Origin of the sequence: Turicibacter faecis (assembly GCF_037076425.1) — a bacterium.
GTDB lineage: Bacteria > Bacillota_I > Bacilli_A > MOL361 > Turicibacteraceae > Turicibacter > Turicibacter faecis.
Genome location: NZ_AP028127.1, coordinates 902,232 through 927,692, shown reverse-complemented (window position 1 = coordinate 927,692; position 25,461 = coordinate 902,232). Strand labels below are relative to the sequence as shown.

The following is a 25,461-nucleotide window of genomic DNA, read 5'->3' as shown; positions in this document are numbered from 1 at the left end:
TTACCTCATTGATAATGTATCATATGCAACACCCTCTAGAGACGTAAAGGCCCATTACCCATTTTTTTATTTTCTGATCAATAGAAAAAGGGCCTCTCCCCATTTGGAAAGACCCTCTACATTATTTAGATTCAACTAAAATAAGTGGCACTACCATTTCTTCGCGTGTTAATCCGGCATGTGTTGCAGTAAAATTAAACTTTTCCTTTTTCACGGCTGGTAAATAACCTAGTACTTTATGCCCCGTCGCACAAGCGATAAAGTCCCCAATAAAATCGAGTGTTTTAGGATGAGGAGTATGGTACCCGAATAAATTCATTTCAAGTGCTTGTTGACGCGTGAGCAGAATAAAATCATCCCCGAATGTTTTATTAAATTGCGTAGAGAACGTCTCCCGTAAATCTTCACGAATAAAAAATGACATCAGGCGTCCCTCAATAAATGGTGGCATTAAAAAGCATGCCGTTAACTCAGGATAATCATTTAAATACGTCGTAGGCTCTACATCAATTAAACCATGATCGGCAGATATAATTAATAAAGTGTCCTTCATCTGTTGGGATAAATTCATTAATAGCTCATTAATTTCTGTCATTTTTTCTTTCGTTTTTGCCGAGTAACACCCCGATTCATGCATTGTTTTATCCGGGTCTGTCCAATACCCGAAAACAAATTTTTGTTCGTCAGTCGACACTAATTTTGCAACCTCATCAACTAATTGCTGTGCAGATTCAACACCAATCTTTGTATTTTTCCCTTGGTAATTGATATAATTTGGTTCAATCATATAAGCTTTTATGTGATGATTTGTCGCTTCTTCCACACGGTCTAACACATGAGTATAGCCCATTAATGTATATCCTGCATGGGGAAGCTCAAGTTTCTCACCTGTATAACTGTCAGTATTTAAAAAAGTATCGATGCAACGTCCATATTCCTTGAAATAGAGGGACCAACCTAACCATCCATGCTCAAAAGGTGATTTTCCACTATAATAGGCCGTCATCGCAGCAGTTGTAGTAGAAGGTGCTACAGCCGTTAACTCCTCCTTCAGATGGCGATTTAAAAAATCTGTTGACTTTAAGTTTTTCTCTAACGCATCAACCCCCATTCCATCAAAAACAAGAAGCACTACATTTTTATACTCCTTATCTAATACTTCTTTTATAACTGATAAAGACTGATAGGAAGACGCTACGTCATAATAGTTTAACAAGGTCGCCATAATATTCAAAGTACTTTTTTCATAATTAGGATAAATGATATTTTTCATTGAATCACTCCTTTATCTATTCTGTTAGTAGTCTTTCACACTTATTGATAATTTATAAAAAAATAACATTCCTTTTTTAGGCACCTTCCCGTTCATTCTATTACCTTTTTCATATTCTATACTGTAGCTGAATTAGAGATTGAAAGGATGTCGCACAAATGAAACAAAATATGAGATGTTTAGGAAATGCTCCAATGGGTGGATGTGTCACTATGCCACCTATGGGACAATATGAAACTTGCCAACAAGTTGTTGAACCAACTATTGCCTGTACCCCACAACAACACCACTATCATCGAGTTGATCATGTTATTCCGGTCGTTGTTCGAAATGTTCATCATCATCATAATCACCACAACTATGTCGTCAATCGTCAAGAAAGCGTGGAATCCTATTATTATGATGAGTATTTAGCTGGACAACCACCTATGAATTTAACACAAGGGATGCATTCGAATTCATTTGACTGGGGACAACCGCTTCCTCAAATGACTAGTAATCCCCAACCAACAACTGTAAGTCAATCAGTATATACACAACAAATGATGGCCCAACCAACAGTTACGCAGCAACCTCAATTAAATAACTTATCCTTAGTGAACAACGCTGGTTATTACAATCCGTTGATGTAACTTTATTCACCCGGGAAATATATATTTTCATCATGTATAAAAAATGACTAATCATTCGATTAGTCATTTTTTATTAACTTTATAGTATTAATTAGTCACCGATAATATCAAGGATATGGTTTTTAAGAGTATTCGAGTTTCCACCAAAGATAGCTTGAACTCCACCTTTAACTTCCATTACCCCTGCTGCTCCTAAAGCTTTTAAACGATCTTTATCAACTTTAGCAGTATCTTTAACTTCAACACGTAAGCGAGTAATACAAGCATCGATGTTTTCGATATTTTCTTCTCCACCTAAAGCTTCTAATACTAATGGTGCTTTTTCTTTCCACTCATCAGTTCCAGTTGCAGCTGATTTTTCTGCTGCTCCACCACCATTACGTTCTTGGAAGTCTTTTTTCGAGAATAATTTTACCTCTTCGTTATCATCCTCGCGTCCAGGTGTTTTTAAGTTTAATTTTTTGATTAAGAAACTGAATACGAAGAAGTATACAGCAAAGTAAACGACACCAACAACTAATACCCAATACCAATGAGTTGCTACACCAGCACCAGCAGGTAATAATCCGAATAAAACGAAGTCAATTAATCCACCAGAGAATGTCATACCGATGAAAACATCTAACATCGCCATAATCATGAATGATAATCCACAGAAGATAGCATGCACAACGAATAAGATTGGTGCAACGAATAAGAATGTAAACTCTAATGGCTCAGTAATACCTGTTAAGATTGTTGTTAACGCAGCAGCTCCTAATAAACCACCAACAGCTTGACGTTTTTCAGGTTTAGCACATTTATACATTGCTAAAGCAGCCCCTGGTAATCCGAACATCATGAATGGATATTTACCAGCTAAGAACGCTGTTGTTCCCATAACAATCTCATGCATTCTTCCAGATTCTAATCCAACTAAATCACCCATTGATCCTAATTGTACGAAGTAAGCTGTATTTGCCCCTTGAACAATTGTATCAACACCGTTGATTAATAAGTTAGCTTCAACGAATGAACCATACCAGAATGGTGTATAGAATACATGGTGTAATCCGAATGGTACACATGAACGTTCAACTAATCCGAATAAGAATGAACCAAATACTCCAGATGAGTTAACAACATTTGCTAATGCTCCAATTCCATCTTGAACGAAAGGCCAAAGGTAAGCTAATACTACCCCAACAACAGCCATTACTAAAGATGTAATGATTGGAACGAAACGTGAACCAGCAAAGAAAGATAAAACTGGATGGAATTGAATATTGAAGAATTTATTATGTAACGCAGATGTTACCATCCCTGTAATAATCCCACCAAACACTGACATATTTAAAGTGAAAATCCCAAGGTTAGTTGTCACATAAGTTCCGTATTCCCCAACGTTATCAGGTGTTACAACACCTAACTTCGTTAATCCTAATCCTAATAAAGTAGAGATAACTTGGTTCATAACTAAGAAACCAAACACAGAAGCTAACGCTGCTGTTGCTTTATCTTTTTTAGCTAAACCAGCCGCAACCCCAATCGCAAATAAGATCGGTAAGTTACCAAAAACGATATCTCCAATATTTTTCATAATTGTTAAAATCGCTGTAAGCACCGCAGAGTTATTAATCGCATTAGCGATTGTTTGATAAATCGCTGGTGCATCTGTCATTCCAGCAATTCCTAAGAATGCCCCACCAACACCAAGTAAAATACCGGCAATTGGTAAAGCAGCGATTGGAAGCATTAATGCTTTACCTGTACGCTGTAAATACTTAAACATACTTGAATCCTCCTCTTATCGTATAAGATAACCGCAACTCATGGTTGTATTATTTTGATCGTGTTGTATTATTTTTAATACCGCAAACTTTGGCAATAGAAATATGAAATTAAGCCATATATCTTCGCAACGTTTACATTTATGATTATAATACATTCCGTCATAAATTAATACCACTTTCATTCAATAGGTAACCGGTTACTCATCCTTTTTCACTATTTTTTTCTTCATGTTTTTTAAAATTAAATATGTTTTTTCGTCACATTCGCTCAATATTCTCCTTTATAAAAAATAAAATTCATGTGACATTTTACCTCTTTTTTTGTTCTAAATGATAATTACCTTCTTTTTTCACACTAAAATTATGGACGATTTTACTCAAAATATACATATTTTATTTAAAAAATCTTTTTTTATCCTTTCATCCTGCTGTATCCTGTTTAAAATGGCCCCATCCTCCGTTCAACCGAGACCCTTTTTATCCTAAAATTTAGTCGGACGATTTTTAGTAGAGCTATGGTTTAATTCATACCAACGTATATCTGGATGTGTATATCTTTTTTTTCTTTCCATCGATTTACCATATTGAATCGCCGACTTCGGACAATAGTGGAGACAGGCTAGACAATGTAAACACTCCCCCTTCCATGAAGGTTTTTGAGTCACCTCAATACATTTTGTTGGACAAATTTTCTCACATACTTTACATGAGATACAATGATCATTTGCGTAAAAAGGGGTGATTCGTTTAGACATGATTCGCATCCATCTCTGTCCCGCTAAGGTTCGTATCCTAGGAAAGAATTCGATAGCTTGTTCATAAACGTGCTCTTTTTGTGCTATTTCCCGATTTATTCTTTCTAAGGTTGGTAAAGTAGCTGCCAATATCTCATAAACCCTCTCATATGAATCGGTATGCCCCACAATTAAATAATTATGAGGCATTTTTAGGGTGTAAAAACTTGTTAAACGCCATCCTTTATCTTCAATGGCTTGATGCACAACCTTAAAACAATTTCCGATTTGTTTAGAGTAGGTCACAATGACTCCTAAATAATCGGGGTCTTCCCCTAAAAATGTTAACCGTGAAAGAAATTGCATCACAATTTCAGGAGGCGCCCATGCGTAAACCGGAAAAACGAAAATCACCGCCTCCCCCTTCTGCAACACGTAATCGTATTGCTCTGCCTCAATGGCCTGTATGATTGAAACGAGTCGTTCTTGTTGTACCCGCGCAATCGTTTCTGCTGCTGCCTGGGAGTTTCCCGTCCCACTGAAGTAAAAAATCATCTTCTCACCCTTTCACCGAACAGGTAAAGACCCACGTCGTTGGAGTCGAAAGGTCTTCATTAAATTGATAGCCTTCCTCATTAAATTGTTTGAGTTCTTCAACCGAATGAAGCTTGCGCGTTAAAATATAGCGTGCCATTTGTCCACGCGCTCGCTTAGCATACATCCCTACTGTTCGGAACGACTCTCCCTTTTGTTCTTTAAATTCAATCGTTAATACGCCATACTGTTGCTTAATCTGTTTGAAATCAACCACCTTGCTATATTCCGTAGAAGCCAAATTAATTAACACTTGATCACCTGGCGTTGTTGCGAGTGCTGACAAAAAGTAATCCGTTACTTCCTTTTTCCAATACTCATACAAGTTTTTTCCGTGTTCTCCCGAAAACTTTAACCCCATTTCTAACCGATACGGATTAATCGCATCAAAGGGGTGCAAAACACCATAAAGTCCTGATAAAATGCGCAACGACTCATTTGAAAACTCAAGTGCCCCTTGATCGAGTGTTAATGCATCCAATCCCTTATATGCTTCGCCAGAAAAAGCATAAATACTTGGAAGTGCCTGCAACTCATCCGAATAAAATTGACGATAGCGCGCACTATTTAACGTCGCCAATTCCTCGGACATCTTCATAAGACTTCCTAATTGTTCATTAGAAAAAGAAGACAATTGTTCAACTAACTTCGCTGTCTTTTCATGAAAAAGAAGCGCCTTAAAATTCGTATGGGGCACGTTCTCCCCTGATGTAAACGTCTTAGCAGGTGATAAAATCATTAACATTCTTCACACATCCTTATCTTTTATTTTCATATCCTAACACTGATTACTTTTCGATTAACCAACCTTTTATCCTTTCCATCAACTGGGCGTCATCCTATACATCCTATTTTAGCGATCACCTTTTAGAAAAACACCGTGCTACTCTATCGCGACGGTCACCCCATATTTAAATCCTACTCATAGAAAACAATGACCGACCTCTTTCTCTTAGTATTTTGGCTATATTCCCCACATTTTACTTAAAATGAGACTAAAAAGTTCATTAATATTTTAGCATATTTGTTTACAATCCCCTCACCATAACGCATAATTATTTATAATCACTATAAAAGAAAGAAGTGAAGTTTAATGGAACCTATTACTTTAACTGAAGGAATGCAAGCCCCTGATTTTACATTACCAGGATCTGATCAATGCCAACATCGCTTAAAAGATTACTTAGGACGAAAAGTAATTCTTTATTTTTATCCACGCGATCATACGCCAGGATGTACGAATGAAGCAAAAGATTTTCGCGATGCGATTCAATCCTTTAAAGACCAAAACGCTGTCATCTTAGGCGTAAGTCGTGACAGTGTTCAAAGTCATGAAAAATTCGTCGCTAAACACGATTTACCGTTTATTCTGTTATCTGATACCGAAGAAACGGTTTGTAAGCAATATGATGTATTAAAGGAAAAAAATATGTACGGAAAAAAAGCCATCGGGATTAAACGATCAACGTTTATCATCGATGAAACAGGAATGATTACAAAAATTTTCCGTAAGGTTCGTGTCCCTAACCATGTGGAGCAGGTCCTAGAACAATGTACTTTATAAAAACTTTATGATTTTAAAAGAGGATGTCTAACTCACGTGAGTTAGACATCCTCTTTTAAAAATGAAAAAAAATGAGCTCGCTCTTATACTTCCATGCAAAACGCCCCTTCTGCCAGATTACGTTGAGTGAGCTATTCGATGAAACTTCTAATGACAAAATGAAAAGACCCAAGGTACTGGGTCTTTTCTATTCTAAACATACATCCGATCAATCACAATGACACAACGGTATTGCGGATGGGTTTCTCTAATTTTTGCGATAACCTCATCTTTAATGGACTCCTCTGTCACTGTTTTGTTTAGTAGCGAGCCATTCACGACTAAATCAAAAATCAAATTTTTATTTGGTTCTTGCCCAATAATTCGAAAATCATGCATCGACATGATCACCGGATGCGCGTCAATAATTTGCTCTAGTTCTTTTTTCATCAGCTTAATCTCTTCGGTTTCTACAGAAACAGGATCCATATGAATCACTAGATGGAGCTTCAATTCTTCTGAGATTTGTCGTTCTGCTTCATCGATGATATCATGGATCGTCATCACATCGATGTCTGCTGGAATCTCCGCATGAATAGAGGCAATGACACATCCCACCCCATAATTATGAATCATTAGGTCATGTGCCCCCGTAATATGCTCAAATGAAAGGAGTCGATCATAGATCTGTTGCACGAGCTCCGCATCGGGTGCCTCTCCTAGAAGAGGACTAATCGTTTCCTTCACCAGATTATATCCCGCATATAAAATAAATCCTGCAACAATCACACCTGCATATCCATCAATAGGAAATGATGTCAAACGCGCCATTAAAAACGATAAAAGCACCGTACTTGAGGTAAAGACGTCACCTAAAGCATCCACGGATGCAGCCTTTAACGCCCCCGATTGAATCGCTTCTCCCATGTGTTTATTAAAGAAACTTAACCAAACTTTAACAAGCACCGATACAAACAACAATAAGAAAGAGACCCACTCGAAACGAACCTCACTCGGATTTAAAATTCGACCGACTGAGGATTGAATAAATTGAACCCCCACCAACATTACCATAAATGCTACAATGAGCGCTGAAATATACTCAATTCGCCCATGCCCATGCGGATGCTCCTTATCTGCTGGTCGATTTGCTAACTTCACACCAACAATTGTGACTACAGAAGATGCGGTGTCCGATAGGTTGTTAAAAGCATCGGCCATGACGGCGATACTTCCGGCTAACCACCCGACGCCAAACTTCACCCCAAATAATAATATATTAGCAAGGATACCAATTAATCCTGAAATAAAAATGAGCCGCTCTCGCCCCTCTTCTCTTGTTTCCTCCTGTTTTTCTAACCGTTTAATTAACCACTTCGCAAACATTGCACTCGACCTCCATTTTAAATTCCTGTCCACTAATTACCCATCATTCAACGTTCCGATTCGCCACTCTCATACATGATATCATACCCCATTCCCCTAAATTTTACTAGTCCTTGATGAGAAGTTCCCCCTTAAGGGCAACTCGTTCCTTCTTTTTAACATTTTTATCGCAGTCTCAGAATAAGGTATCTATAGACAAACGAAAAAGACAAACGAAAAGTGAGTTTACACTTTATGAAACAGACCTCGTTGTCTGGTTCCTACTATAAAAGGGCTATGGTGAGTGATCGATGAACGCGTTTAAAAGGATCCATCACTCATCAGTAAAAAGCAGAATGATCTTTTACCCTTCATCTCCCTAATCTCTATTCAAGGAATGCCTTTTGCCGGTGCCAAGGGGATAGATGTTATGAAGGCAAAAAAAGATTTTTGTGCAACTTAAAGCCTGGTTGAAACAAGAAGGAGGGAAGGAAACCAAGTTTTTGGTCTCCACTAATGATGATTAATTTTAAAATAGACTACGCAGACGGGGCACACCCAAAAATTTTAGAAAAACTCCTAACGACTAACGCGGACCAAACGCCAGGTTATGGGGAGGACGACTACTGTCAACAGGCACAGGCAGCCATTCAATCATACTTAGGTTCAACGCCATGCGAGATTCACTTTCTCGTGGGAGGAACCCAAACCAATTTAACCTTCATCTCACATGCCTTAAAACCATACGAGGCCGTCTTATCCGCCCAAACGGGGCATATTATGACAAACGAAGTAGGGTCAATTGAGGCAACGGGGCATAAAATTATTCCACTCCCTGCCACGGATGGAAAGGTGACGCTACATGCGCTCCACACCTTTTTTAAACAGCCTCAAACCATTCACATGGTCAAACCTAAACTTCTTTATCTATCGAATCCAACAGAACTTGGAACCCTCTACTCGAAACAAGAATTAGAGGAACTTTCTAAGTTTTGTCGACAGCATCATCTCTATCTCTATGTGGATGGCGCACGACTAGGAAGTGGATTAGTCGCTCCATCTAATACACTAACCCTTGAAGACTATGCACGTCTTACCGATGCATTCTATATCGGTGGGACCAAAAATGGAGCCCTTTTCGGAGAAGCGCTTGTCCTCATTCATCCTGAACTTGCCCAAGATTTCCGTCTGAATATGAAACAAAAAGGAGCTTTATTGGCAAAAGGACGTTTACTAGGCCTTCAATTCCTCACCCTTTTTCAAGACGCTCTCTTCTTTGAAATTGCCCATTTGGCCAATCAACGCGCGAATGAACTTCGCCAAGGTCTTTTACACTTAGGAATTTCCTTTTGGACGTCTACACAAACCAATCAATTATTCCCAATCTTGCCTAATCATCTTCTTCCGGTGTTAAGTGAGCGATTTTCCTTTACTATTTGGGAACCCTATGATGAGCATCATTCGGTTGTTCGACTTGTAACTTCCTATGCCACCTCAAAAGATGATATCATTCAATTTCTAGAAACCTTAAATACGCTATATAAAAAGGATGCCCTGAATTAATCAGATGCATCCTTTTAACGTTGTCCAATACAACCCATTCGGTATAAAAACCAAATGACAAATAAAATAATAACTAAAAGACTTGCAAATGTACTTCCCTTATAACGATCAATCGATGACCCGCTATCCTCATCCGCTATATCGTAATCCTCAATTGAGGCATCATCTACATCCGCCATCCTTTCCCCTCCTTCTATCACCATCACTGGGCATCATCAACTCACTATATATATATATGACCCACGTTTTATGATGTTCCCCCCAAAAAAATAATCACTGAATTATTCCATCAACGGCACCTTCGAGCTCCATCAATCCTGGGGCCTTAACCATTAGTGGAACTAATGATTAAGGCCCCGCTGACCGCTACAAAACGATAATAGCCATTAAATAAGCGAAGAAGGACCCCACCGCAACGATGTGCCATTTCATCCAACGTTTCCCTTGTTTGATCACATAGTAACCACTAATTCCAATGAACAACATCGTCAATGAAAAACCGCTATACCGCCAAAAACGGTCGCTTCCAATTTGCATGACCGTATCCATCACCATCGAAAGGATGGACACGGTACCTAATATCACGTGTAAATAAATCCCCAAGGAGGCCTTCTTAAAACCTACCTTTGCTACATAATAAACCCCTAGTGCTAGAAAAAAACAAACATGTGCCAGCATTCTATCTCACTCCTAATCCTTGCTTTTAATTTTTATCGTGTTGAATGGTGTCAATTTTAAAGAAAAAGTAATAAAACTTTGCAACAACCAAGGTCAGTAAGCCCACCCGCATCACAACTGAATCTACGAGGAAAAACGGAACACACAACATAGCATCCGCCATTAATAAAATCGTCCATTTTTGTCTTCGCGTCATTTGCCGATGTTTCACAAAATCTGCTAAATACTTTTGATAAAGGGACGTCGATTGAAACCAATTATCGAATCGCGTCGACCCCTTCACAAAACAAACGGAGGCTAATAGCAGAAATGGGGTGGTTGGTAAAATAGGTAACAAAATACCGAGGATTCCAAGACCAACACAAACAAACCCACCCATCACGAATAATCCCTTTACTAATTTCTTCATTCACTCTACCTCCCTATTTATCTAGTAAATGTTTAAAAAACTCCACCGGTGAATAAAACAACACGCGCGGTCCTGAAAAACGCATAACTTCTTTAATCTGTTGTCGCATTTTCTTTTTATAACAGTGAATTGGACATTTCTGACACGTCGTCTTCTCATCTTGAAATTTACAAAAATTCAAGCGTTGGTGGGCGTAGGAAAGTAATGCCTCACAATCTGAACACCTTCCCTTTGATTGGTGCTGATGCTTCTTGTGACAATACACATTGATCATCAATTCAATCACACGTTTTTCACGCTCAATTCTTCCCTTTGCCACGTTCTCCACTCCTATCGTTGATAATCATTATCATTAACTTTGTAAAAAGAGAGGACTAGGCCTCCCTAATCCACGCTTAAGAACTCATTTCTAACTTTCGATCTTTTAACTGGTACACTTGGTCACAAATCGCCGTTGTTGACTGGCGATGAGAGACAAGAATAATCGTCTTTTCCTGATGATAATCACGAATAGACTTTAAAATTGAACCCTCGTTTAACGCATCTAAATTACTCGTTGGCTCATCTAAAATAAGAAGACCCCATTATGTAAAAAGGCGCGTGCCAATCCTAGACGCTGTCGTTCACCTGAAGATAACAAGCCGCCTAACTCACCAACCGATGTATCATATCCCTTGGGTAGGGTCATGATAAACTCATGAATGGCCGCCTGTTTCGCCGCCTGCATCACTTCTTCTAAAGTAGCCTCGGCTTTTCCAATCCTGATATTGTTCACAATTGTATCATTAAATAAGTAAGTCTCTTGACTGACAAGCGTTTGCTTTGCTTTTAATGCATTCGTCGGAATCTTTGAAATAGTTGTGCCATCAATTGTAATACGCCCCGCCTGAACATCAAAATAACGCATTAATAATTTAATAAACGTACTCTTCCCCGTCCCACTCGGACCGACAAGTGCTAATTTATCCCCCTTGGAAATTGAAATTGAGGCCTCTTTAAAAATTGCTCTGTCACTAGAGGGGTATGTAAATGTCACCCGATCAAAAGCAAGATGATCAGCCCGAATCTCCATCTCCCCAGCGACCTCATCTACTTGTGGAACCTCATCTAATAGATCAAAAAGACGTTGAGCACACGCAAACGTATGCGCCAATGTATTGGATAAATTGCTTAAAGCGACGACAGGTCCAAACGACGAGGCAATGAGAACCAACGCAACCAAAACTGCCGTTAAACTTAATTGATGCGTTGTATAAAAATAAAAACCAGTCCCCGTAAAAACTAACATGGCCGAGGAAATAATGACTCCTGTTAACCCCGTAACAAATCCTTCATGATTTTTAATCTGTCTGACACTTTGATTTAAAGTACATGAGTGATGATCCAGATTGGCTAGACGGTTTGCCCCCTGATTAAAGAAAATAATTTCTTTTAACCCTCGCAAAGAATCTAAAATATATTGATTACTATCTGCAAATACCTGACGATATAAAACGCCTGCTTCCTTTACAGAAATCGATGAAAAATAGGGAATTAAAACGCCGACGACGATAAAATAAATAGCCGAAACCCATCCATAAACAGGATGAATTTGAGATAACACAAAAGAAATCAAACTATTCGTTAAGATAGCAATAGCGATAGGAGCAATCGTATGCGCGTAAAACACTTCTAATAACTCAATATCCGAGGTAATCATTGAAATTAGATTCCCCTTGTCTTTCCCTTCCAATTTAGCCGGTGCCAGTGTCCGCAATTTTGCAAAAATTTTATCGCGCAACAGATATAAAATTTTAAACGCAATATAATGACCGGATAACTGTTCCCCATAACGTAATAAGCCGCGACTTACAGCACAAACCCCCATTAAGACGAGGGCTGTTTCAAAGGATACAACACTCGAGCCCTCGACCCATGTTCCTAATGCAATCGCCGCTAAAACTCCAATCGCAATTGCTGCTAAAAATCCTAAGACCCCTAACGTTATCGTCATAACCATGACATGAATGAGTGGCTTTAATTCTAAAATTAATCGCCTCATTATCTTCAATCCAGATTGACGCTTCATCTGCTCACCTCTCTCATACTTTCTAACTGGTGTTGTTTTTCTACCATCCTAGTATAGTGTCCTCCTCGGTGCATCAATTCATGATGGGTTCCCGATTCCACGAGTTGTCCCTCATTTAACACATAAATAACCTTTGCCTCTTTAACACTTGCCAATCGGTGTGAAATAACCAACACAGTCTTTTGCTTGGCCAGCTCATAAATCGATTCCCAAATGGCCTCCTCACTTTCAACATCAATATTTGATGTCGCCTCATCAAAAATAATGACAGGACGATCGGCCAAAATAACGCGAGCCAGTGCTAACCGCTGTTTCTGTCCCCCCGATAACGAACTTCCATTATCCGAGACCTCCGTATCCAACCCTTGCGGTAACTGCATCACAAATGATTCTAAACGGGCAGTCCGTAACGCCTGCATCATTTCATCCGTTGTCACCCCTTCACGGGCCATTAATAAATTTTCTCTGATCGTCCCTTTAAAGATATGGCTATGCGCTGAAACGAGCGAAACATATCGATAAAGTTCCTCTTTCCTCACATCAGATAATGGAAGATTATTGATTAAAATCGATCCGTTCGCTACCCGTCTTTGGGCGAGGAGAAGAGAGGCAATCGTGCTTTTTCCACTTCCACTTTCCCCGACAATCGCGGTTAATCCCCCCGATTTAAGGTCAAGAGAAATATCCTGCAACACCTGTCGCTCCCCATCATAACTAAAATTAAGATGACTCAATTGAATCACCGTTTGAGGACTTGACGGCATCATTTCTAACGCTCCTTCTTCCTCCTCCGGTGCATCTAGCAGAGCAAAAATCCGATCCGAGGCTGCCATCCCATTCATCGCAATATGAAAATAAGAGCCTAGCAGGCGAAGCGGAATGAAAAATTCCGATGACAATAAAATAATAACAATTAAATCCCCGACTTGTAACATTCCTCGTTTAAACTCATATAGGGCAACAATTGTTCCAATGGCAGAGCCCCCAAAGGCAATCAAATCCATCACGTTAATCGAGTTTAATTGCATACTTAATACTTTCATCGTAATTTGTCGGAATCCCTCTGCCTCCTCATTCATTTCCTGGTGTTTTCGTTCGTCCTGATTATATACCTTAAGCGTTGTTAACCCTTGTAAATTCTCTAAAAAGGTTTCCCCTAAGTTTGCATAATTATTCCAGTAAGCCTTTAAAATTCTTTTTGCCACCTTCATGATAGCGACAATCGATAAAGGAATCAATGGTACCCCCAACATAAAGACAAGAGCCGCCTTAAACGAAATAAATGATAAACAGACGAACAAGGTTATTGGCGCCAATAACGAATAGAAGAATTGTGGAATATACTTGCCAAAATAAATCTCTAATTGTTCAACGCCTTCAATGGATAACTGAACAATTCCGGATGTTTTCTCTACTTGCTGATACGCCATGCCCAATCGCAGTAATTTCTGATAAATCAGACGTCGAAGTGTTGTTCGTGCATTTGCCGATGCTTGGTAAGAGTAACATCCATATAAATAATGACTCACCCACTTCACAACTAAGGCAATCATCACAACTATCATCCCTGTAGCTAAAGAAATTGGGCCAATCAATGGATACGACGACAACGCCTCCCCTATCGATCCCCCTGTCATATTTAACGCCTCGCCCTCTACCATTCGGTTAATCAACTGCCCAATCAACCAAACAATGACGATATTACAAACAATTCCCACCCAACTGCATAAAATAGTGAGCCCCATATACTTCTTCGACTCATCACACATCGCAATGAGTCTCTTGTTCATCATCATCTTTTAACTCCTCCTTTTTGATAACGATTATCATTGATAACTAATAGGATTATACCATGGTTTTCCCATTAAAAATTCAACTATATTTAGTTTTTACTACAAAAAAACACCAGTTCAACTGATGTTTTTAACTGTAGCAAGCCACGATTTTATCCAAATTTCCTGCTATAATCCTCATCAATTACTCCGATGTAGGAATTTTCTCCTTGTTAGGATCGTTAGCATGAAGTATACGCGATTAACTTTTAAACCAGCTCATTACGACTATTTTTCAAAAAAAGCTCCCTGGATCTCGTTGATCATACGAACCGAGTATAAGAATATCCCCATTTGACCGTCTTTATGATATTTCAATAACAGGAAGCTTCATCCCCTCTCCCCAGATCGATGACAGCTTATCCTGAGGGTCTTTATCAATAACTCTTTGGTATCCCTTCAATCTTAATAATTTCCTGACTCCCATAACGTTGCCTATAGAAAACGAGCTCCCTAATTGAGGCCTCCCTGCTTGAAATGAATAACCTCCATCCTCCAAGGATCCTTCACCATATATACAAGCTAAGAGTTGCCCCCATTTATCCTTTAACGGAAATTGCAACTCGACCTCTGCACCCATGGCTAGATCCTCAATCCTGACTTGATTAACGCTCAACATTAGACTTTCAACGAATAACTTTTGATAGCCAACCTCTAACCCTGATACCTCCTCCATCGTTTGCATCTCTATCACCTTTTTTCTTTAACTGCTTATACCAAAAAAATGTAGCAATTTGGCATCACCATAGTGATAATCTAAAATTCTCCCTAAATGATGAAGCGTTTTAGACACTTGGTAAACTGTTTCTTGTGTTAAATCGTCTGCTAAATCTCGATCTTGCATTCATAAAATCAAATCCCCATAAACTATCTTTTAATTTTCGATATATACGACCTCTAAGTGCTTCACTCACATCATCTACCTCTCCTTAACGATGGTTCCATCGTCTGTTCTAATTTTGATTAGATACCCCTTTTTTATTTTTATCCCTCCACTTTCGCTTACATTAAGTAAGTGTCTATTAATTAGGTTCTATTACAACATAAAAGCCTCTCCATAAAGAGAGGCTTTAGATCTATTCTAAATCTTCACCATTTGAGTGAATCACCTTTTTATACCAGTTATATGATTTCTTTTTCGAACGTCTTAAGGTTCCATTACCTTCATTATCTTTATCAACATAGATAAAACCATATCGCTTTTTCATTTCACCTGTTCCGGCACTAACAAGGTCAATGCACCCCCAAGTTGTATATCCAAGTAAATCAACCCCGTCTAATTCAACCGCCTCTTTCATCGCTCTAATATGTTCACGGAGATAGTCAATACGGTAATCATCTTCTACATAACCATGTTCATCTGGAATATCCACGGCACCTAACCCATTTTCAACAATGAACAATGGTTTTTGATAGCGGTCATATAATGAATTTAATGTAATCCTTAAACCTAGTGGATCAATTTGCCATCCCCATTCACTTGCTTCTAAGTAAGGATTTTTTAAAGTATCAAAAACATTTCCCTCTGTCATTTTATTGACGTCTGGATTTGCACTAACTAAACGAGAAGAATAGTAAGAAAAGGAAATAAAATCAACTGTATACGTTTGGAGTAATTCTTTATCCCCTTTAACAAATGGAATTTTAACACCTTCACGCTCTAATTGTTTTAAAGCATACGCCGGATATTCCCCACGTGATTGAACATCAATAAAGAAATAATTTTCGCGATCTTTTTCAATTGACCTCCAAACATCTTCTGGATGACAAGTATTAGCATAGGTATTTCCAGCAGCTAACATACATCCAATTTTAAATTCTGGATTTATTTCATGGGCAATCTTCGTTGCTAAAGCACTGGCCACTAACTCATGATGAGCCGCCGTATATTTAACCTGCTGCTTATTTTCACCTTCCTCAAAATACAATCCCGCTCCCATGAATGGGAAGTGCAAAATCATATTAATTTCATTAAATGTTAGCCAATACTTTACTTTATCTCTATACCGTTTAAAAATGGTCTCACAATATCTCACATAATGGTCAATCATTTGACGGCTTCTCCACCCACCAATCGTTTCAATTAAATGCATTGGCACATCAAAATGACAAATGGTTACTAACGGTTCAATACCATACTTTAAACATTCATCAAATACATTGTCGTAAAACTTTAACCCTTCTTCGTTTGGCTCTAATTCATCTCCTTTTGGAAAAATTCGTGACCATGCAATTGATAAACGATAACATTTGAACCCCATTCCAGCCAACAGTGCAATATCCTCTTTATAATGATGATACATATCAATTGCCTCATGACTTGGATAGTAATGCTCTTCATTGCAACTAAACATCTTCATCATTCCTGATCCCACTGAAAAACGATCACTTCCAGCTGGAACAACATCAACATTAGCTAATCCACGTCCTCCTTCTAAATATGCTCCTTCACATTGGTTTGCAGCAGTTGCTCCTCCCCATAAAAAGTTCTCTCTAAACGCCATTTGAATTCCTCCTGTGATTTTTTAAAATTTTATTATCTTTCAATCGTACGTATTGATAAACCCCCATTGGGAGAAATAAGGAACCCGTAAACATTTAGTTACGGATTCTCATAAGATACCTCCCTAAATTAATTCATTATTTAATCCATCCTAATCGTCTATATCTTTCTTGACTTTCATTTAATTTGCGGCTTTTTCAGCTTCATAGTTCATTCTGTCTATTTTCTTAATAAATGGAAGATAAACGAAGAACGATAGAGTTAAAATAGCGGTTTGTAATAAGGCCATTTTCCATCCTCCAACCAAGAATCCTGAAATAATTGGTGGCGTTGTCCAAGGTACCATAACTCCTGAAAATAATGGAACTAGCCCGATCGACATACAGAAATATAAAATAATTCCTGAAATAACTGGCATCAGTATAAACGGAAGAAGAAGGAATGGATTTAAAACAATTGGTAACCCAAATAAAATAGGTTCATTGATATTAAATAATCCCGGTACACCTCCTAGCTTTCCTAACTCCTTACACTGAACTGATTTAGCGAAGAAAATCATATAAACCACTAAACCAATGGTTAATCCGGCACCCGTAACTGTCATAAATTGATCAATAAACTGTTGGGTCACAATACGACCTCCATTTTCAATGGTTAACTCTAAGCCCGCATCAAGAATAGCCTGATTCGCTAATGAATTCGACTGAAGTAAAGAACCCATAATTCCTCCGACAATGGTTGATCCATGGACCCCAAACCACCATAAGAATGGAATAATTAACCCAACAGCAATAACTCCACCTAATGAATCAGTTAATCCTTGTAACGGTGTTTGAATAAATGAATAAATCGCTTCTATAAATGTTGTATCCAAAACAAATTTAAAGAATGAATAAATAAGCGTTGCCCCTGTAATAATAACAAAACCAGGAATTAATGCTGTAAATGAATTGGCTACTCCCTCTGGAACTCCGGCAGGCATTTTAATTCGAATATCATGTTTCATAAACCAAGCGTAAGTCCAACCAACAAGTAGTCCGATTACAATAGCCGCAATCATCCCTTGTCCTGCCGTCCACGTTTTATCAATTACATTGTTTACGACTGTTCCGTTCTCAGCGACTACATAAGGATTAGTAGTTAAAACAAATGAAACAGCCGCCAAAACACCAGCATTTAATCCTTGATACCCCTCATTTTTAACATACTCATAGGCAATTCCAACAACACCTATAAGCGCAACAATATTGAACGTAGCTCCATATGCCTGGTTTAATGGATCAATCCATCCCATTGAATCTAGCCAATCAACAACTGCTTGAATCGGAAAATTGGCAAGTAACAAAAAGATAGATCCAACGATTGTTAACGGCATACTATACAACAGCCCATCCTTTAATGCGACCACACCTTTTAATGTCACAAATCTCATAACTAATGGAATTACTTTATTTGTAAAAAACTCTTGCATTTAAATCCCCCCCTATTTTATTTTAAATTCAATGCAAACTCTAATACTTTCTCTCCATTCATCGTTCCATAATCGATCATTGGAATAACCGCAACCGGAATATTTTTTGGTTTGCAAATTTGTTGTGCTGTTTTTAAACGATACCCTACCTGTGGTCCTAATAACGCAATATCACAATCGTCTGTTTGCTGATCCATCTGTGCCTCAGGATAAGCAGCAATCTCTACCGCAATCCCTTTCTTTTCAGCTGACTCTAACATTTTTTTCACCAAAATACTTGTTGACATTCCACCCGCACAAAATAATTTAATTTTTAACATTTTCAATTCCCCCTTAGCGATTAAATTTATCTTGATAGATATCAATAAACTCCTCTGCGATAATTTTTAATGTTTCTGTTGTCATCAATTGATCTTCGGCATGCATTAACAATAAACTAAATGCTGTCTGTTCTCCTTCTGCTTCCTTTTGAATGAGTGAGGCATGTGCTCGATGCCCCTCCACAAATATTTTTACTCCATCTTCAATTAATTGCCTTGCTCCATCTATATTTCCCTTTTTTGCCTCCTGAATGGCCTCTACGTATAAACTACGTGCAGTGCCAACGGATGAAATAATTTGAAAACTAATTAACTCATTTCCCTTCACTATTTTCCCCCCTATTAAAGTACGGTTCCATTACTTTTGATAACTTGCTGATACCAATTAAATGATAACTTTTTATATCGAGCTAATGTTCCATTTCCTTCATTATCACGATCAACGTAAATAAAACCATAACGTTTTTTCATTTCACCTGTTCCAAATGAGATTAAATCAATACATCCCCAAGGCATATATCCAATAACATCAACTCCGTCTAATTCGATAGCCTTTTGTAACTCCCTTATATGAGTTTTTAAATATTCAATTCGATAATCATCTCTTATTTCACCAGACTCTAATTGTTGATCCACTGCACCAAACCCATTTTCAACAATAAATAAAGGAAGCTGGTATCGATCATAAAGAAGATTTAATGTATATCTTAGTCCTACTGGATCTATTTGCCATCCCCAATCTGATTCTTGTATATATGGGTTTTTAATAAAATTTTTAAATGCTACATCTCCCTTATTCTCTAAATGAGCCTTTATGGCTCCGGACATATAATAACTTAGCCCAATAAAGTCGACCGTTCCCTCTTTTAAAATTTGTTCATCTCCTGGTTCCATTACAATATTTAGACCTTTACGTTTCCACCATTTCTTTGCATAGTTTCCATAAGCACCTCGGCAATGAACATCAGCATAATACCAACGTTTTCGCATCTCTTCTTCACAAAGCATGACATCATCTGGATTACATGAATACGGATAAAGGGGAACCATCGCCATCATACACCCGATTTTAAAATTTGGATTTATTTGATGTCCTATTTTTACCACCCTAGCACTTGCCACTAATTCGTGGTGTACTGCCTGATAAACGACCTCCTCACGATTGTCCCCCTCATGAAACAAAATTCCTGAGTTACAAAAAGGAAATATATCCTCTTCAAAATCGGCCTGGTTATTAATCTCATTAAACGTCATCCAGTATTTTACCTTGTCCTTATACCGTCTCATAACTGTTTCAGCATATCTTACAAAGAAATCAATACACTTTCTATTCCTAAAACCTCCATACTCTTTTACTAAATAATAAGGCATCTCAAAATGAGAAAGTGTAATAATCGGTTCAATTTGATACTTCAATAATTCATCAAATAAATCATCATAAAACTTTAATCCCGCTTCATTTGGCTCTAACTCATCTCCATTTGGAAAAATTCTTGACCAGGCAATCGATGTTCTAAAACACTTAAAACCCATTTCGGCAAATAAGGCAATATCCTCTTTATATCGCGAATAAAAATCAATCCCCGTATGATTAGGATAATACTTTCCCTCCAACACTCCATCAGTAATTTCTCGACGAATGTCGTGCGAACCTGCTGTCATAACATCTGCAATACTAATCCCTTTTCCCTCTTTATTCCACGCACCCTCAAGTTGATGAGCAGCTACAGCCCCTCCCCATAAAAAATCTTTTCCAAATGAACTAGACATAAACTTTCCCTCCCAAGTATCATTAATTTCTTCCTACACCGCTATAATAACAAGCGCTTACATTTTTGGCAACACTTTACAAACCCAAAATAACAATTAGCATTTTTAGGAATTTGTTACATAAAAAAAACAAAGACTTCATCTTTTGGGCATAAAAAAACCCTACCTATTCGATTTAACATCCTCATGTAGGGTCATTATTAAACTATTTTTTATATAGCCTTATTGAAAGAAAGTGATTGAACTTTTTTACCTAACTTTTCTAAAATATGTAGGACCGGTACTTGCGTTGTTAGATCTAACTCTACAGACGTTCGCTCTAACGGAAAGTTATAACTAATTGTCAGATCAGAAATTTTAGAAATCGTATTTTTTTCACTGCTAGTAATAGCTACGGTTGCACAGTTAAAACCCGTAAATCGTTTTAACTGGTTAATTGTCTCATTACTTTCTCCGGAAACAGAGAGCGCAATAATAACAGATGCATCATAATAGCCCGGAGGTACTGGATAAAATGGATCATCAATATACTGGGCTAACTTTCCGACTCCTGAAAAATATCGCGCACCATATTTAGCTAATATCCCTGAATTTCCAATACCAATAAAAATAATTTTTTGTGCGTAGTAAATTAACCCCGCTACCTCATCTAATTTTTGATTAAACTCTTCTAATTCCACTCGATTTATAAAATCTAATAAGATAGCAGTGTCGGCAGACTGGATTCGTTTGTCTTCCTGATTCAAATACATTCTGTATTTTAATTTAAACTCAGAATATCCATTGCATCCAATTTTCTTACAAAAACGTAAAATGGTGGTCGTCGATACATGGGTAGCATCTGCTAGTTCCCTTATCTTCATCTCTACGACCTGATCTTGATGTCTCATAATATAGTTATAAACCTCTAACTCTAGCGCATTAAATGATTTAATTTCCTGACAAGTAAACATTCCGTCCCCCTCCATAACAATAAATCAGAGTCCCATCTGGTTTATTAGCCTTTTTAAAATCCTCTATCAAATTCCTTTTCATTATATAAGTAAACCGCTTTCTTTTCAATTGTTATTTTAGTAAAAAACAAAATTATATAACAAATTTATCCAGACTCTTCTTTGTTCGTCATCTTTTATGACCTTTGCCCCAAAAGAAATTCCCCTAGCAACATAATTCATCCTCTATTTATCCAACCCATATAATCCTCATCAGTTACTCCGATGTAGGAGTCTTCTCCTTGCGATGTAAATAACGAATCATCAATAGACCGGAACAAAAAAGACTCACCCCAAATCCGATGATAAAGCCAAGATAATGAATCATAGTTAGACATTCACTCACTTTCTATCTTTTGATAAATAATCATTTATAACCTTTCATTTAGTATGATCCTTTAACTTAACACCTATTCTTCCTATAAAACAAAACAATTGTATAAATGTATCAGCCTCCTCAATTTCTTGTACCACTCTCTTCTCCCATTTTTATCTTTCTAATCAACAGCACAGCCTTATAAAAAACAACAGCCTCTATTTATATCGTTCGTCTCAACTTTCCTATTTATTTAATCTGCCCACGTAGTTTTTCATCCATAATATGGTATAATAATTAATAATGCATAAAAAGGGGGTATAAACCTATGTTAAACGAAGCCTTAATTAACGATGTTTTGGATGAGGCGATGTCCTATGGGGCAGATTTCGCTGAACTTTACGTCGAACAAACACAAACCCAATCAATGGATTTAGTAGGCGGCAAAGTAGATAAAGCAAATCGAGGCCAAGATTTTGGAATTGGAATTCGACTTTTTCAAGGAACAAATTCAGTTTACGGATATACAAATGATGCCTCACGCGATAATCTATTAAAAACAACGCGTGAAATTGCCTCTGCTCTAATCGGCCCTGTGTTAAAAAAACCATTAAATTTAGTACGTCAAAACATCATGAATCAGCACCTTGTCCAAACTGATTTAAACGATGTTCCCGCCTCGCGTCGAGTCGAAAAATTACGTCAAATTAGCCAAGTGATTAAAGACTATCATCCATCTATTAGTCAAAGCGCTGCTGGTCTTTCTGAAAGAAAACAACACGTACTGATCGCCAATACTGAAGGAACCCTTGTTGAAGACACGCGCGTCTATACACGATTATCCATCCGCGCTGTCGCCTCTAATGGCTCAGAAATGCAAACAGGGGCATACGGCCCTGGTGCCTTACAGGGGTTTGAGTTTGTCGAGAATTTGGATACTGATTTCTTTGCAAACGACGCAGCCCGCCAAGCTGTCACAATGTTAAATGCTGGTCTTTGTCCAAGTGGAAAAATGCCAGTTGTCATGGATAATGGATTTGGTGGTGTCATTTTCCATGAGGCGTGTGGACACGGTTTAGAAGCTAGTTCCGTTGCTAAAGGGCTCTCTGTTTTTTCAAATAAGCTCGGTGAGCAAATTGCAAGTCCCGTTGTCACAGCAATCGATGACGGTACGATTAAAAATGCATGGGGATCGTTAAATGTCGATGACGAGGGAACCCCCACACAACGAAAAGTATTAATTGAAAACGGGATCTTAAAAAGTTATATGATTGATAAACTAAATGGTCGCCGAATGAATATGGCATCAACAGGTTCTGGACGACGCCAAAACTATCGATTTGCACCGACTTCTCGTATGACAAATACCTTTATTGCCAATGGTAATCATACCTTGGATGAAATGATTAAAAATACGGAGTACGGTCTCTATGCAAAAAGTATGGGTGGCGGTTCTGTGAACCCTGGAACAGGTGACTTTAATTTCGCCGTGAATGAAGGATACATTATCCGTAATGGAAAAATTGCAGAACCTATCCGTGGTGCGATGTTAATCGGAAATGGACCTGAAATTTTACATCAAATCGATATGGTAGGAAATAATTTATCCCGTGCCCAGGGAATGTGTGGGGCAGCCAGTGGTTCTATTCCAACCGATGTCGGGCAGCCTGCTATTCGTGTGAAAGAAATTACCGTTGGTGGTGCAAAGGGGGAATAATAAATGATAAATATCGATTTACTATTTAAAGCAGGATACGAGGCTGGATTAACAGACATGGAAGTCTATCTTGTAAAAAACGATAATTTTTCTTGCAAAGTATTCGAACAAAATGTTGATGCCTACTCTGTCTCAAAAACTCAAGGGTTATCATTTCGAGGAATTTATCAAGGTCAAATGGGATACACCTATACTGAGAAATGTGATGATTCTTCCATCCCATTCATCATCTCAAGTGTCATTGACAATGCTTCAGTGATGGAAAAGGAAGAAAACGAGCAACTTTATGCGGGGGATAAGGATTATGTAAAGCTAGAACTTTACCATCATTCCTTTAATGAGGTAACCGCATTAGAAAAGATTGAGTTCTTAAAGGCCATAGAAAAAGCATGTTTTGCTTTGGACCCACGCGTTAAATCGGTTGACTATTGCTCTTTCTCAAATGGTGCAAGTGAAGTGATTCTAAAAAATACAAAAGGGCTTGATGTGAGTGAGCGACAAAATTTTGCTTACGCTTATGTTAGCGTCCTTGTAAGTGAAAATGGCGAAAACAAAAATGATGGTGATTTTATTATTAGTACAGACTTTAGCGATTACGAAGCAGAGTCTTTCGCAAAAAAAATCGTCCATTCTGCCCTTTCGCAGCTGGGTGCTAAAAAGGTCAAATCTGGAACCTATCCGATTGTCTTAAAAAACTTAGTAGCCGGTGATATTTTAGAGGCCATGAGTGGTATCTTCTCAGCGGATGCAGTCATTAAAGACCTCTCACGATTAAAAGGACAGATTGGAAAGCAAATTGCAAGCTCCATCGTTACCCTCATTGACGACCCGCATCTTCCAAATGGTTTAGGAAGTTCTTCCTTTGATGGAGAAGGTGTAGCAACCTATAAAAAGGAAGTCATCACCGATGGTGTCTTAATGACCTATCTCCACTCATTAACAACAGCGAAGATTTTTAAGACGACCTCTACTGCCAACGCTTCACGAGCAAGCTTTAAAAGTTCCGTTAACATTTCACCAACCAATATGTACATCAAGCCTCAGGCCTCTCCATTAGAAGACCTTCTAAAAGCGGCGTTCAATGGAATTTACATCACGGATGTGCAAGGACTTCATTGCGGATTAAATGCCATTTCCGGCGATTTTTCTTTATCAGCAAATGGCTTTTTAATCGAAAATGGACAATTAACGGATCCTGTTCATGAAATGACCATTGCCGGAAATTTCTTTGACTTATTAAAAAACATCAAACAAATTGGAAATGATCTCGAATTTGGACCTTCAACGGTTGGTTCTCCAACCCTGTTTATTCAGTCATTAGCAGTTGCAGGCGAATAAACCAACTTTATAAATGCAGATAACCCCTTTAGTATTGTCGTTTTTTGTTGATAATATTGGAGGGGTTATCGCCTTTTTTCTCCTTTTTTATTAAAAGAGATGGGTTACACTATTTCTATAACCGGTAACACATTTCAAGTAGAGGAGTAGATTCTATGTTAATACCACGTCCAATTTTTGAAAATTATCAGTTTGTACAACAAATTGAGTTTAAACATAAAGATACACATCGCCCAGATTTAGGCTTAGATTATGTTGGCTTTATTCAATCATCTCACGTTGTTGCACGCACAATGATTGAATACGACATTACTTTTGCCCATGGACAAGAATGCAATGTTCTTGAATATACATTACGTCCATTGGCTGAACACGAAATCTTAGCTTGCCTAGAAGTCATGGTACAGTCGGGAACCCAATATGAACAATTTATCCGTGCAATTAATAATGAACCTAAATTGGCCATGTACCACCAAGAATTACCTGAAGAATCTAACGAATCTACGTCAGAGTCTGCGTTACACTTAACCTTTGCATAAAAAAAGTTCACTTCATTTGAAGTGAACTTTTT

General features: G+C 38.0%; 24 protein-coding genes. 6 read left to right on the top strand and 18 right to left on the bottom strand.

From position 1 onward, the window contains the following. Positions 1-121: 121 nt before the first annotated feature. Entirely contained in the window at positions 122-1,273 is a 1,152-nt protein-coding gene (locus AACH31_RS04470) for an alkaline phosphatase family protein (RefSeq protein ID WP_262950653.1), read from the bottom strand. Between the two features lie 158 nt (positions 1,274-1,431). Between AACH31_RS04470 and AACH31_RS04465 the strand changes: the two genes are divergently transcribed. Next, positions 1,432-1,905 carry a hypothetical protein gene (locus tag AACH31_RS04465; protein WP_237658929.1) on the top strand — a complete coding sequence of 158 codons (474 nt, stop codon included), beginning with the start codon at positions 1,432-1,434 and terminating at the stop codon, positions 1,903-1,905. Between the two features lie 91 nt (positions 1,906-1,996). On the opposite strand, the gene AACH31_RS04460 is transcribed toward AACH31_RS04465, so the two are convergent. The 3 genes from AACH31_RS04460 to yaaA all read right to left on the bottom strand — a co-directional run bounded on the left by AACH31_RS04460 (position 1,997) and on the right by yaaA (position 5,750). Next, a complete protein-coding gene (locus tag AACH31_RS04460) occupies positions 1,997-3,676 on the bottom strand; it encodes a PTS transporter subunit EIIC (RefSeq protein ID WP_161832077.1) in 1,680 nt (559 codons plus the stop codon). A gap of 483 nt (positions 3,677-4,159) precedes the next feature. Beyond that, the gene (locus AACH31_RS04455; RefSeq protein ID WP_338617959.1) at positions 4,160-4,966 is read right to left on the bottom strand and encodes an EFR1 family ferrodoxin; all 807 of its coding nucleotides are present in this window, start codon (positions 4,964-4,966) and stop codon (positions 4,160-4,162) included. A 4-nt stretch (positions 4,967-4,970) separates the two neighbouring features. Next, entirely contained in the window at positions 4,971-5,750 is a 780-nt protein-coding gene (gene yaaA, locus AACH31_RS04450) for a peroxide stress protein YaaA (RefSeq protein ID WP_338617957.1), read from the bottom strand. A 348-nt stretch (positions 5,751-6,098) separates the two neighbouring features. Between yaaA and bcp the strand changes: the two genes are divergently transcribed. Further along, positions 6,099-6,569 (top strand): thioredoxin-dependent thiol peroxidase, encoded by a 471-nt coding sequence (gene bcp / locus AACH31_RS04445; protein ID WP_338617956.1) that lies wholly within the window; start codon positions 6,099-6,101, stop codon positions 6,567-6,569. Between the two features lie 192 nt (positions 6,570-6,761). Here bcp and AACH31_RS04440 read toward each other — a convergent pair whose 3' ends face one another. Continuing rightward, positions 6,762-7,934 carry a cation diffusion facilitator family transporter gene (locus tag AACH31_RS04440; protein WP_161832081.1) on the bottom strand — a complete coding sequence of 391 codons (1,173 nt, stop codon included), beginning with the start codon at positions 7,932-7,934 and terminating at the stop codon, positions 6,762-6,764. 495 nt (positions 7,935-8,429) lie between these two features. Between AACH31_RS04440 and AACH31_RS04435 the strand changes: the two genes are divergently transcribed. Beyond that, entirely contained in the window at positions 8,430-9,476 is a 1,047-nt protein-coding gene (locus AACH31_RS04435) for a threonine aldolase family protein (RefSeq protein WP_338617954.1), read from the top strand. Between the two features lie 14 nt (positions 9,477-9,490). Here AACH31_RS04435 and AACH31_RS04430 read toward each other — a convergent pair whose 3' ends face one another. The 13 genes from AACH31_RS04430 to AACH31_RS04370 all read right to left on the bottom strand — a co-directional run bounded on the left by AACH31_RS04430 (position 9,491) and on the right by AACH31_RS04370 (position 21,480). Then, positions 9,491-9,655 carry a hypothetical protein gene (locus tag AACH31_RS04430; RefSeq protein WP_161832083.1) on the bottom strand — a complete coding sequence of 55 codons (165 nt, stop codon included), beginning with the start codon at positions 9,653-9,655 and terminating at the stop codon, positions 9,491-9,493. 187 nt (positions 9,656-9,842) lie between these two features. Continuing rightward, positions 9,843-10,154, bottom strand: coding sequence for a hypothetical protein (locus AACH31_RS04425; RefSeq protein WP_161832084.1), 312 nt, complete (start codon positions 10,152-10,154; stop codon positions 9,843-9,845). Positions 10,155-10,179: 25 nt separating this feature from the next. Beyond that, positions 10,180-10,563, bottom strand: coding sequence for a YbaN family protein (locus AACH31_RS04420; protein ID WP_161832085.1), 384 nt, complete (start codon positions 10,561-10,563; stop codon positions 10,180-10,182). Positions 10,564-10,576: 13 nt separating this feature from the next. Next, positions 10,577-10,882: a nitrous oxide-stimulated promoter family protein gene (locus tag AACH31_RS04415; RefSeq protein ID WP_161832086.1), complete on the bottom strand. Its 306-nt coding sequence runs from the start codon at positions 10,880-10,882 to the stop codon at positions 10,577-10,579. A gap of 246 nt (positions 10,883-11,128) precedes the next feature. Then, the gene (locus tag AACH31_RS04410) at positions 11,129-12,631 is read right to left on the bottom strand and encodes an amino acid ABC transporter ATP-binding/permease protein (protein WP_338617953.1); all 1,503 of its coding nucleotides are present in this window, start codon (positions 12,629-12,631) and stop codon (positions 11,129-11,131) included. After that, positions 12,628-14,427 carry an ABC transporter ATP-binding protein/permease gene (locus AACH31_RS04405; RefSeq protein ID WP_262953897.1) on the bottom strand — a complete coding sequence of 600 codons (1,800 nt, stop codon included), beginning with the start codon at positions 14,425-14,427 and terminating at the stop codon, positions 12,628-12,630. The genes AACH31_RS04410 and AACH31_RS04405 overlap by 4 nt, the downstream gene beginning before the upstream one ends. A 340-nt stretch (positions 14,428-14,767) precedes the next feature. Beyond that, the gene (locus AACH31_RS04400; protein ID WP_262953898.1) at positions 14,768-15,139 is read right to left on the bottom strand and encodes a hypothetical protein; all 372 of its coding nucleotides are present in this window, start codon (positions 15,137-15,139) and stop codon (positions 14,768-14,770) included. A 400-nt stretch (positions 15,140-15,539) separates the two neighbouring features. Beyond that, positions 15,540-16,967, bottom strand: coding sequence for a 6-phospho-beta-glucosidase (locus AACH31_RS04395; RefSeq protein WP_161832091.1), 1,428 nt, complete (start codon positions 16,965-16,967; stop codon positions 15,540-15,542). Between the two features lie 180 nt (positions 16,968-17,147). Then, on the bottom strand, positions 17,148-18,437 hold the full coding sequence (locus tag AACH31_RS04390) for a PTS sugar transporter subunit IIC (RefSeq protein WP_161832092.1): 1,290 nt from the start codon (positions 18,435-18,437) through the stop codon (positions 17,148-17,150). Between the two features lie 17 nt (positions 18,438-18,454). Beyond that, positions 18,455-18,757 carry a PTS sugar transporter subunit IIB gene (locus AACH31_RS04385; protein ID WP_262950890.1) on the bottom strand — a complete coding sequence of 101 codons (303 nt, stop codon included), beginning with the start codon at positions 18,755-18,757 and terminating at the stop codon, positions 18,455-18,457. 13 nt (positions 18,758-18,770) lie between these two features. Beyond that, positions 18,771-19,085, bottom strand: a complete 315-nt coding sequence (locus AACH31_RS04380; RefSeq protein ID WP_161832952.1) for a PTS lactose/cellobiose transporter subunit IIA — start codon at positions 19,083-19,085, stop codon at positions 18,771-18,773. A 14-nt stretch (positions 19,086-19,099) separates the two neighbouring features. Further along, positions 19,100-20,527, bottom strand: coding sequence for a 6-phospho-beta-glucosidase (locus tag AACH31_RS04375; protein WP_262953899.1), 1,428 nt, complete (start codon positions 20,525-20,527; stop codon positions 19,100-19,102). Positions 20,528-20,739: 212 nt separating this feature from the next. Further along, entirely contained in the window at positions 20,740-21,480 is a 741-nt protein-coding gene (locus tag AACH31_RS04370) for a MurR/RpiR family transcriptional regulator (protein WP_161832848.1), read from the bottom strand. A 683-nt stretch (positions 21,481-22,163) separates the two neighbouring features. Here AACH31_RS04370 and AACH31_RS04365 point away from each other — a divergent pair. The 3 genes from AACH31_RS04365 (at position 22,164) to AACH31_RS04355 (ending at position 25,429) form a co-directional block, all read left to right on the top strand. Next, on the top strand, positions 22,164-23,552 hold the full coding sequence (locus AACH31_RS04365) for a TldD/PmbA family protein (RefSeq protein WP_161832847.1): 1,389 nt from the start codon (positions 22,164-22,166) through the stop codon (positions 23,550-23,552). 3 nt (positions 23,553-23,555) lie between these two features. Then, entirely contained in the window at positions 23,556-24,890 is a 1,335-nt protein-coding gene (locus AACH31_RS04360) for a TldD/PmbA family protein (RefSeq protein WP_262953900.1), read from the top strand. A gap of 155 nt (positions 24,891-25,045) precedes the next feature. After that, entirely contained in the window at positions 25,046-25,429 is a 384-nt protein-coding gene (locus tag AACH31_RS04355) for a hypothetical protein (protein ID WP_161832845.1), read from the top strand. The last annotated feature ends 32 nt before the right edge of the window (positions 25,430-25,461 follow it).

Bases quoted from the DNA above. Each gene is read 5' to 3' on its own strand.
- AACH31_RS04360 (WP_262953900.1), top strand. From the start codon at position 23,556: ATGATAAATATCGATTTACTATTTAAAGCAGGATACGAGGCTGGATTA.
- AACH31_RS04465 (WP_237658929.1), top strand. From the start codon at position 1,432: ATGAAACAAAATATGAGATGTTTAGGAAATGCTCCAATGGGTGGATGT.
- AACH31_RS04365 (WP_161832847.1), top strand. From the start codon at position 22,164: ATGTTAAACGAAGCCTTAATTAACGATGTTTTGGATGAGGCGATGTCC.
- AACH31_RS04410 (WP_338617953.1), bottom strand. From the start codon at position 12,631: ATGAAGCGTCAATCTGGATTGAAGATAATGAGGCGATTAATTTTAGAA.
- AACH31_RS04385 (WP_262950890.1), bottom strand. From the start codon at position 18,757: ATGTTAAAAATTAAATTATTTTGTGCGGGTGGAATGTCAACAAGTATT.
- AACH31_RS04460 (WP_161832077.1), bottom strand. From the start codon at position 3,676: ATGTTTAAGTATTTACAGCGTACAGGTAAAGCATTAATGCTTCCAATC.
- yaaA (WP_338617957.1), bottom strand. From the start codon at position 5,750: ATGTTAATGATTTTATCACCTGCTAAGACGTTTACATCAGGGGAGAAC.
- AACH31_RS04400 (WP_262953898.1), bottom strand. From the start codon at position 15,139: ATGGAGGAGGTATCAGGGTTAGAGGTTGGCTATCAAAAGTTATTCGTT.
- AACH31_RS04430 (WP_161832083.1), bottom strand. From the start codon at position 9,655: ATGGCGGATGTAGATGATGCCTCAATTGAGGATTACGATATAGCGGAT.
- AACH31_RS04470 (WP_262950653.1), bottom strand. From the start codon at position 1,273: ATGAAAAATATCATTTATCCTAATTATGAAAAAAGTACTTTGAATATT.
- AACH31_RS04425 (WP_161832084.1), bottom strand. From the start codon at position 10,154: ATGCTGGCACATGTTTGTTTTTTTCTAGCACTAGGGGTTTATTATGTA.
- bcp (WP_338617956.1), top strand. From the start codon at position 6,099: ATGGAACCTATTACTTTAACTGAAGGAATGCAAGCCCCTGATTTTACA.
- AACH31_RS04455 (WP_338617959.1), bottom strand. From the start codon at position 4,966: ATGATTTTTTACTTCAGTGGGACGGGAAACTCCCAGGCAGCAGCAGAA.
- AACH31_RS04420 (WP_161832085.1), bottom strand. From the start codon at position 10,563: ATGAAGAAATTAGTAAAGGGATTATTCGTGATGGGTGGGTTTGTTTGT.
- AACH31_RS04375 (WP_262953899.1), bottom strand. From the start codon at position 20,527: ATGTCTAGTTCATTTGGAAAAGATTTTTTATGGGGAGGGGCTGTAGCT.
- AACH31_RS04355 (WP_161832845.1), top strand. From the start codon at position 25,046: ATGTTAATACCACGTCCAATTTTTGAAAATTATCAGTTTGTACAACAA.
- AACH31_RS04405 (WP_262953897.1), bottom strand. From the start codon at position 14,427: ATGATGATGAACAAGAGACTCATTGCGATGTGTGATGAGTCGAAGAAG.
- AACH31_RS04370 (WP_161832848.1), bottom strand. From the start codon at position 21,480: ATGTTTACTTGTCAGGAAATTAAATCATTTAATGCGCTAGAGTTAGAG.
- AACH31_RS04435 (WP_338617954.1), top strand. From the start codon at position 8,430: ATGATGATTAATTTTAAAATAGACTACGCAGACGGGGCACACCCAAAA.
- AACH31_RS04440 (WP_161832081.1), bottom strand. From the start codon at position 7,934: ATGTTTGCGAAGTGGTTAATTAAACGGTTAGAAAAACAGGAGGAAACA.
- AACH31_RS04395 (WP_161832091.1), bottom strand. From the start codon at position 16,967: ATGGCGTTTAGAGAGAACTTTTTATGGGGAGGAGCAACTGCTGCAAAC.
- AACH31_RS04390 (WP_161832092.1), bottom strand. From the start codon at position 18,437: ATGCAAGAGTTTTTTACAAATAAAGTAATTCCATTAGTTATGAGATTT.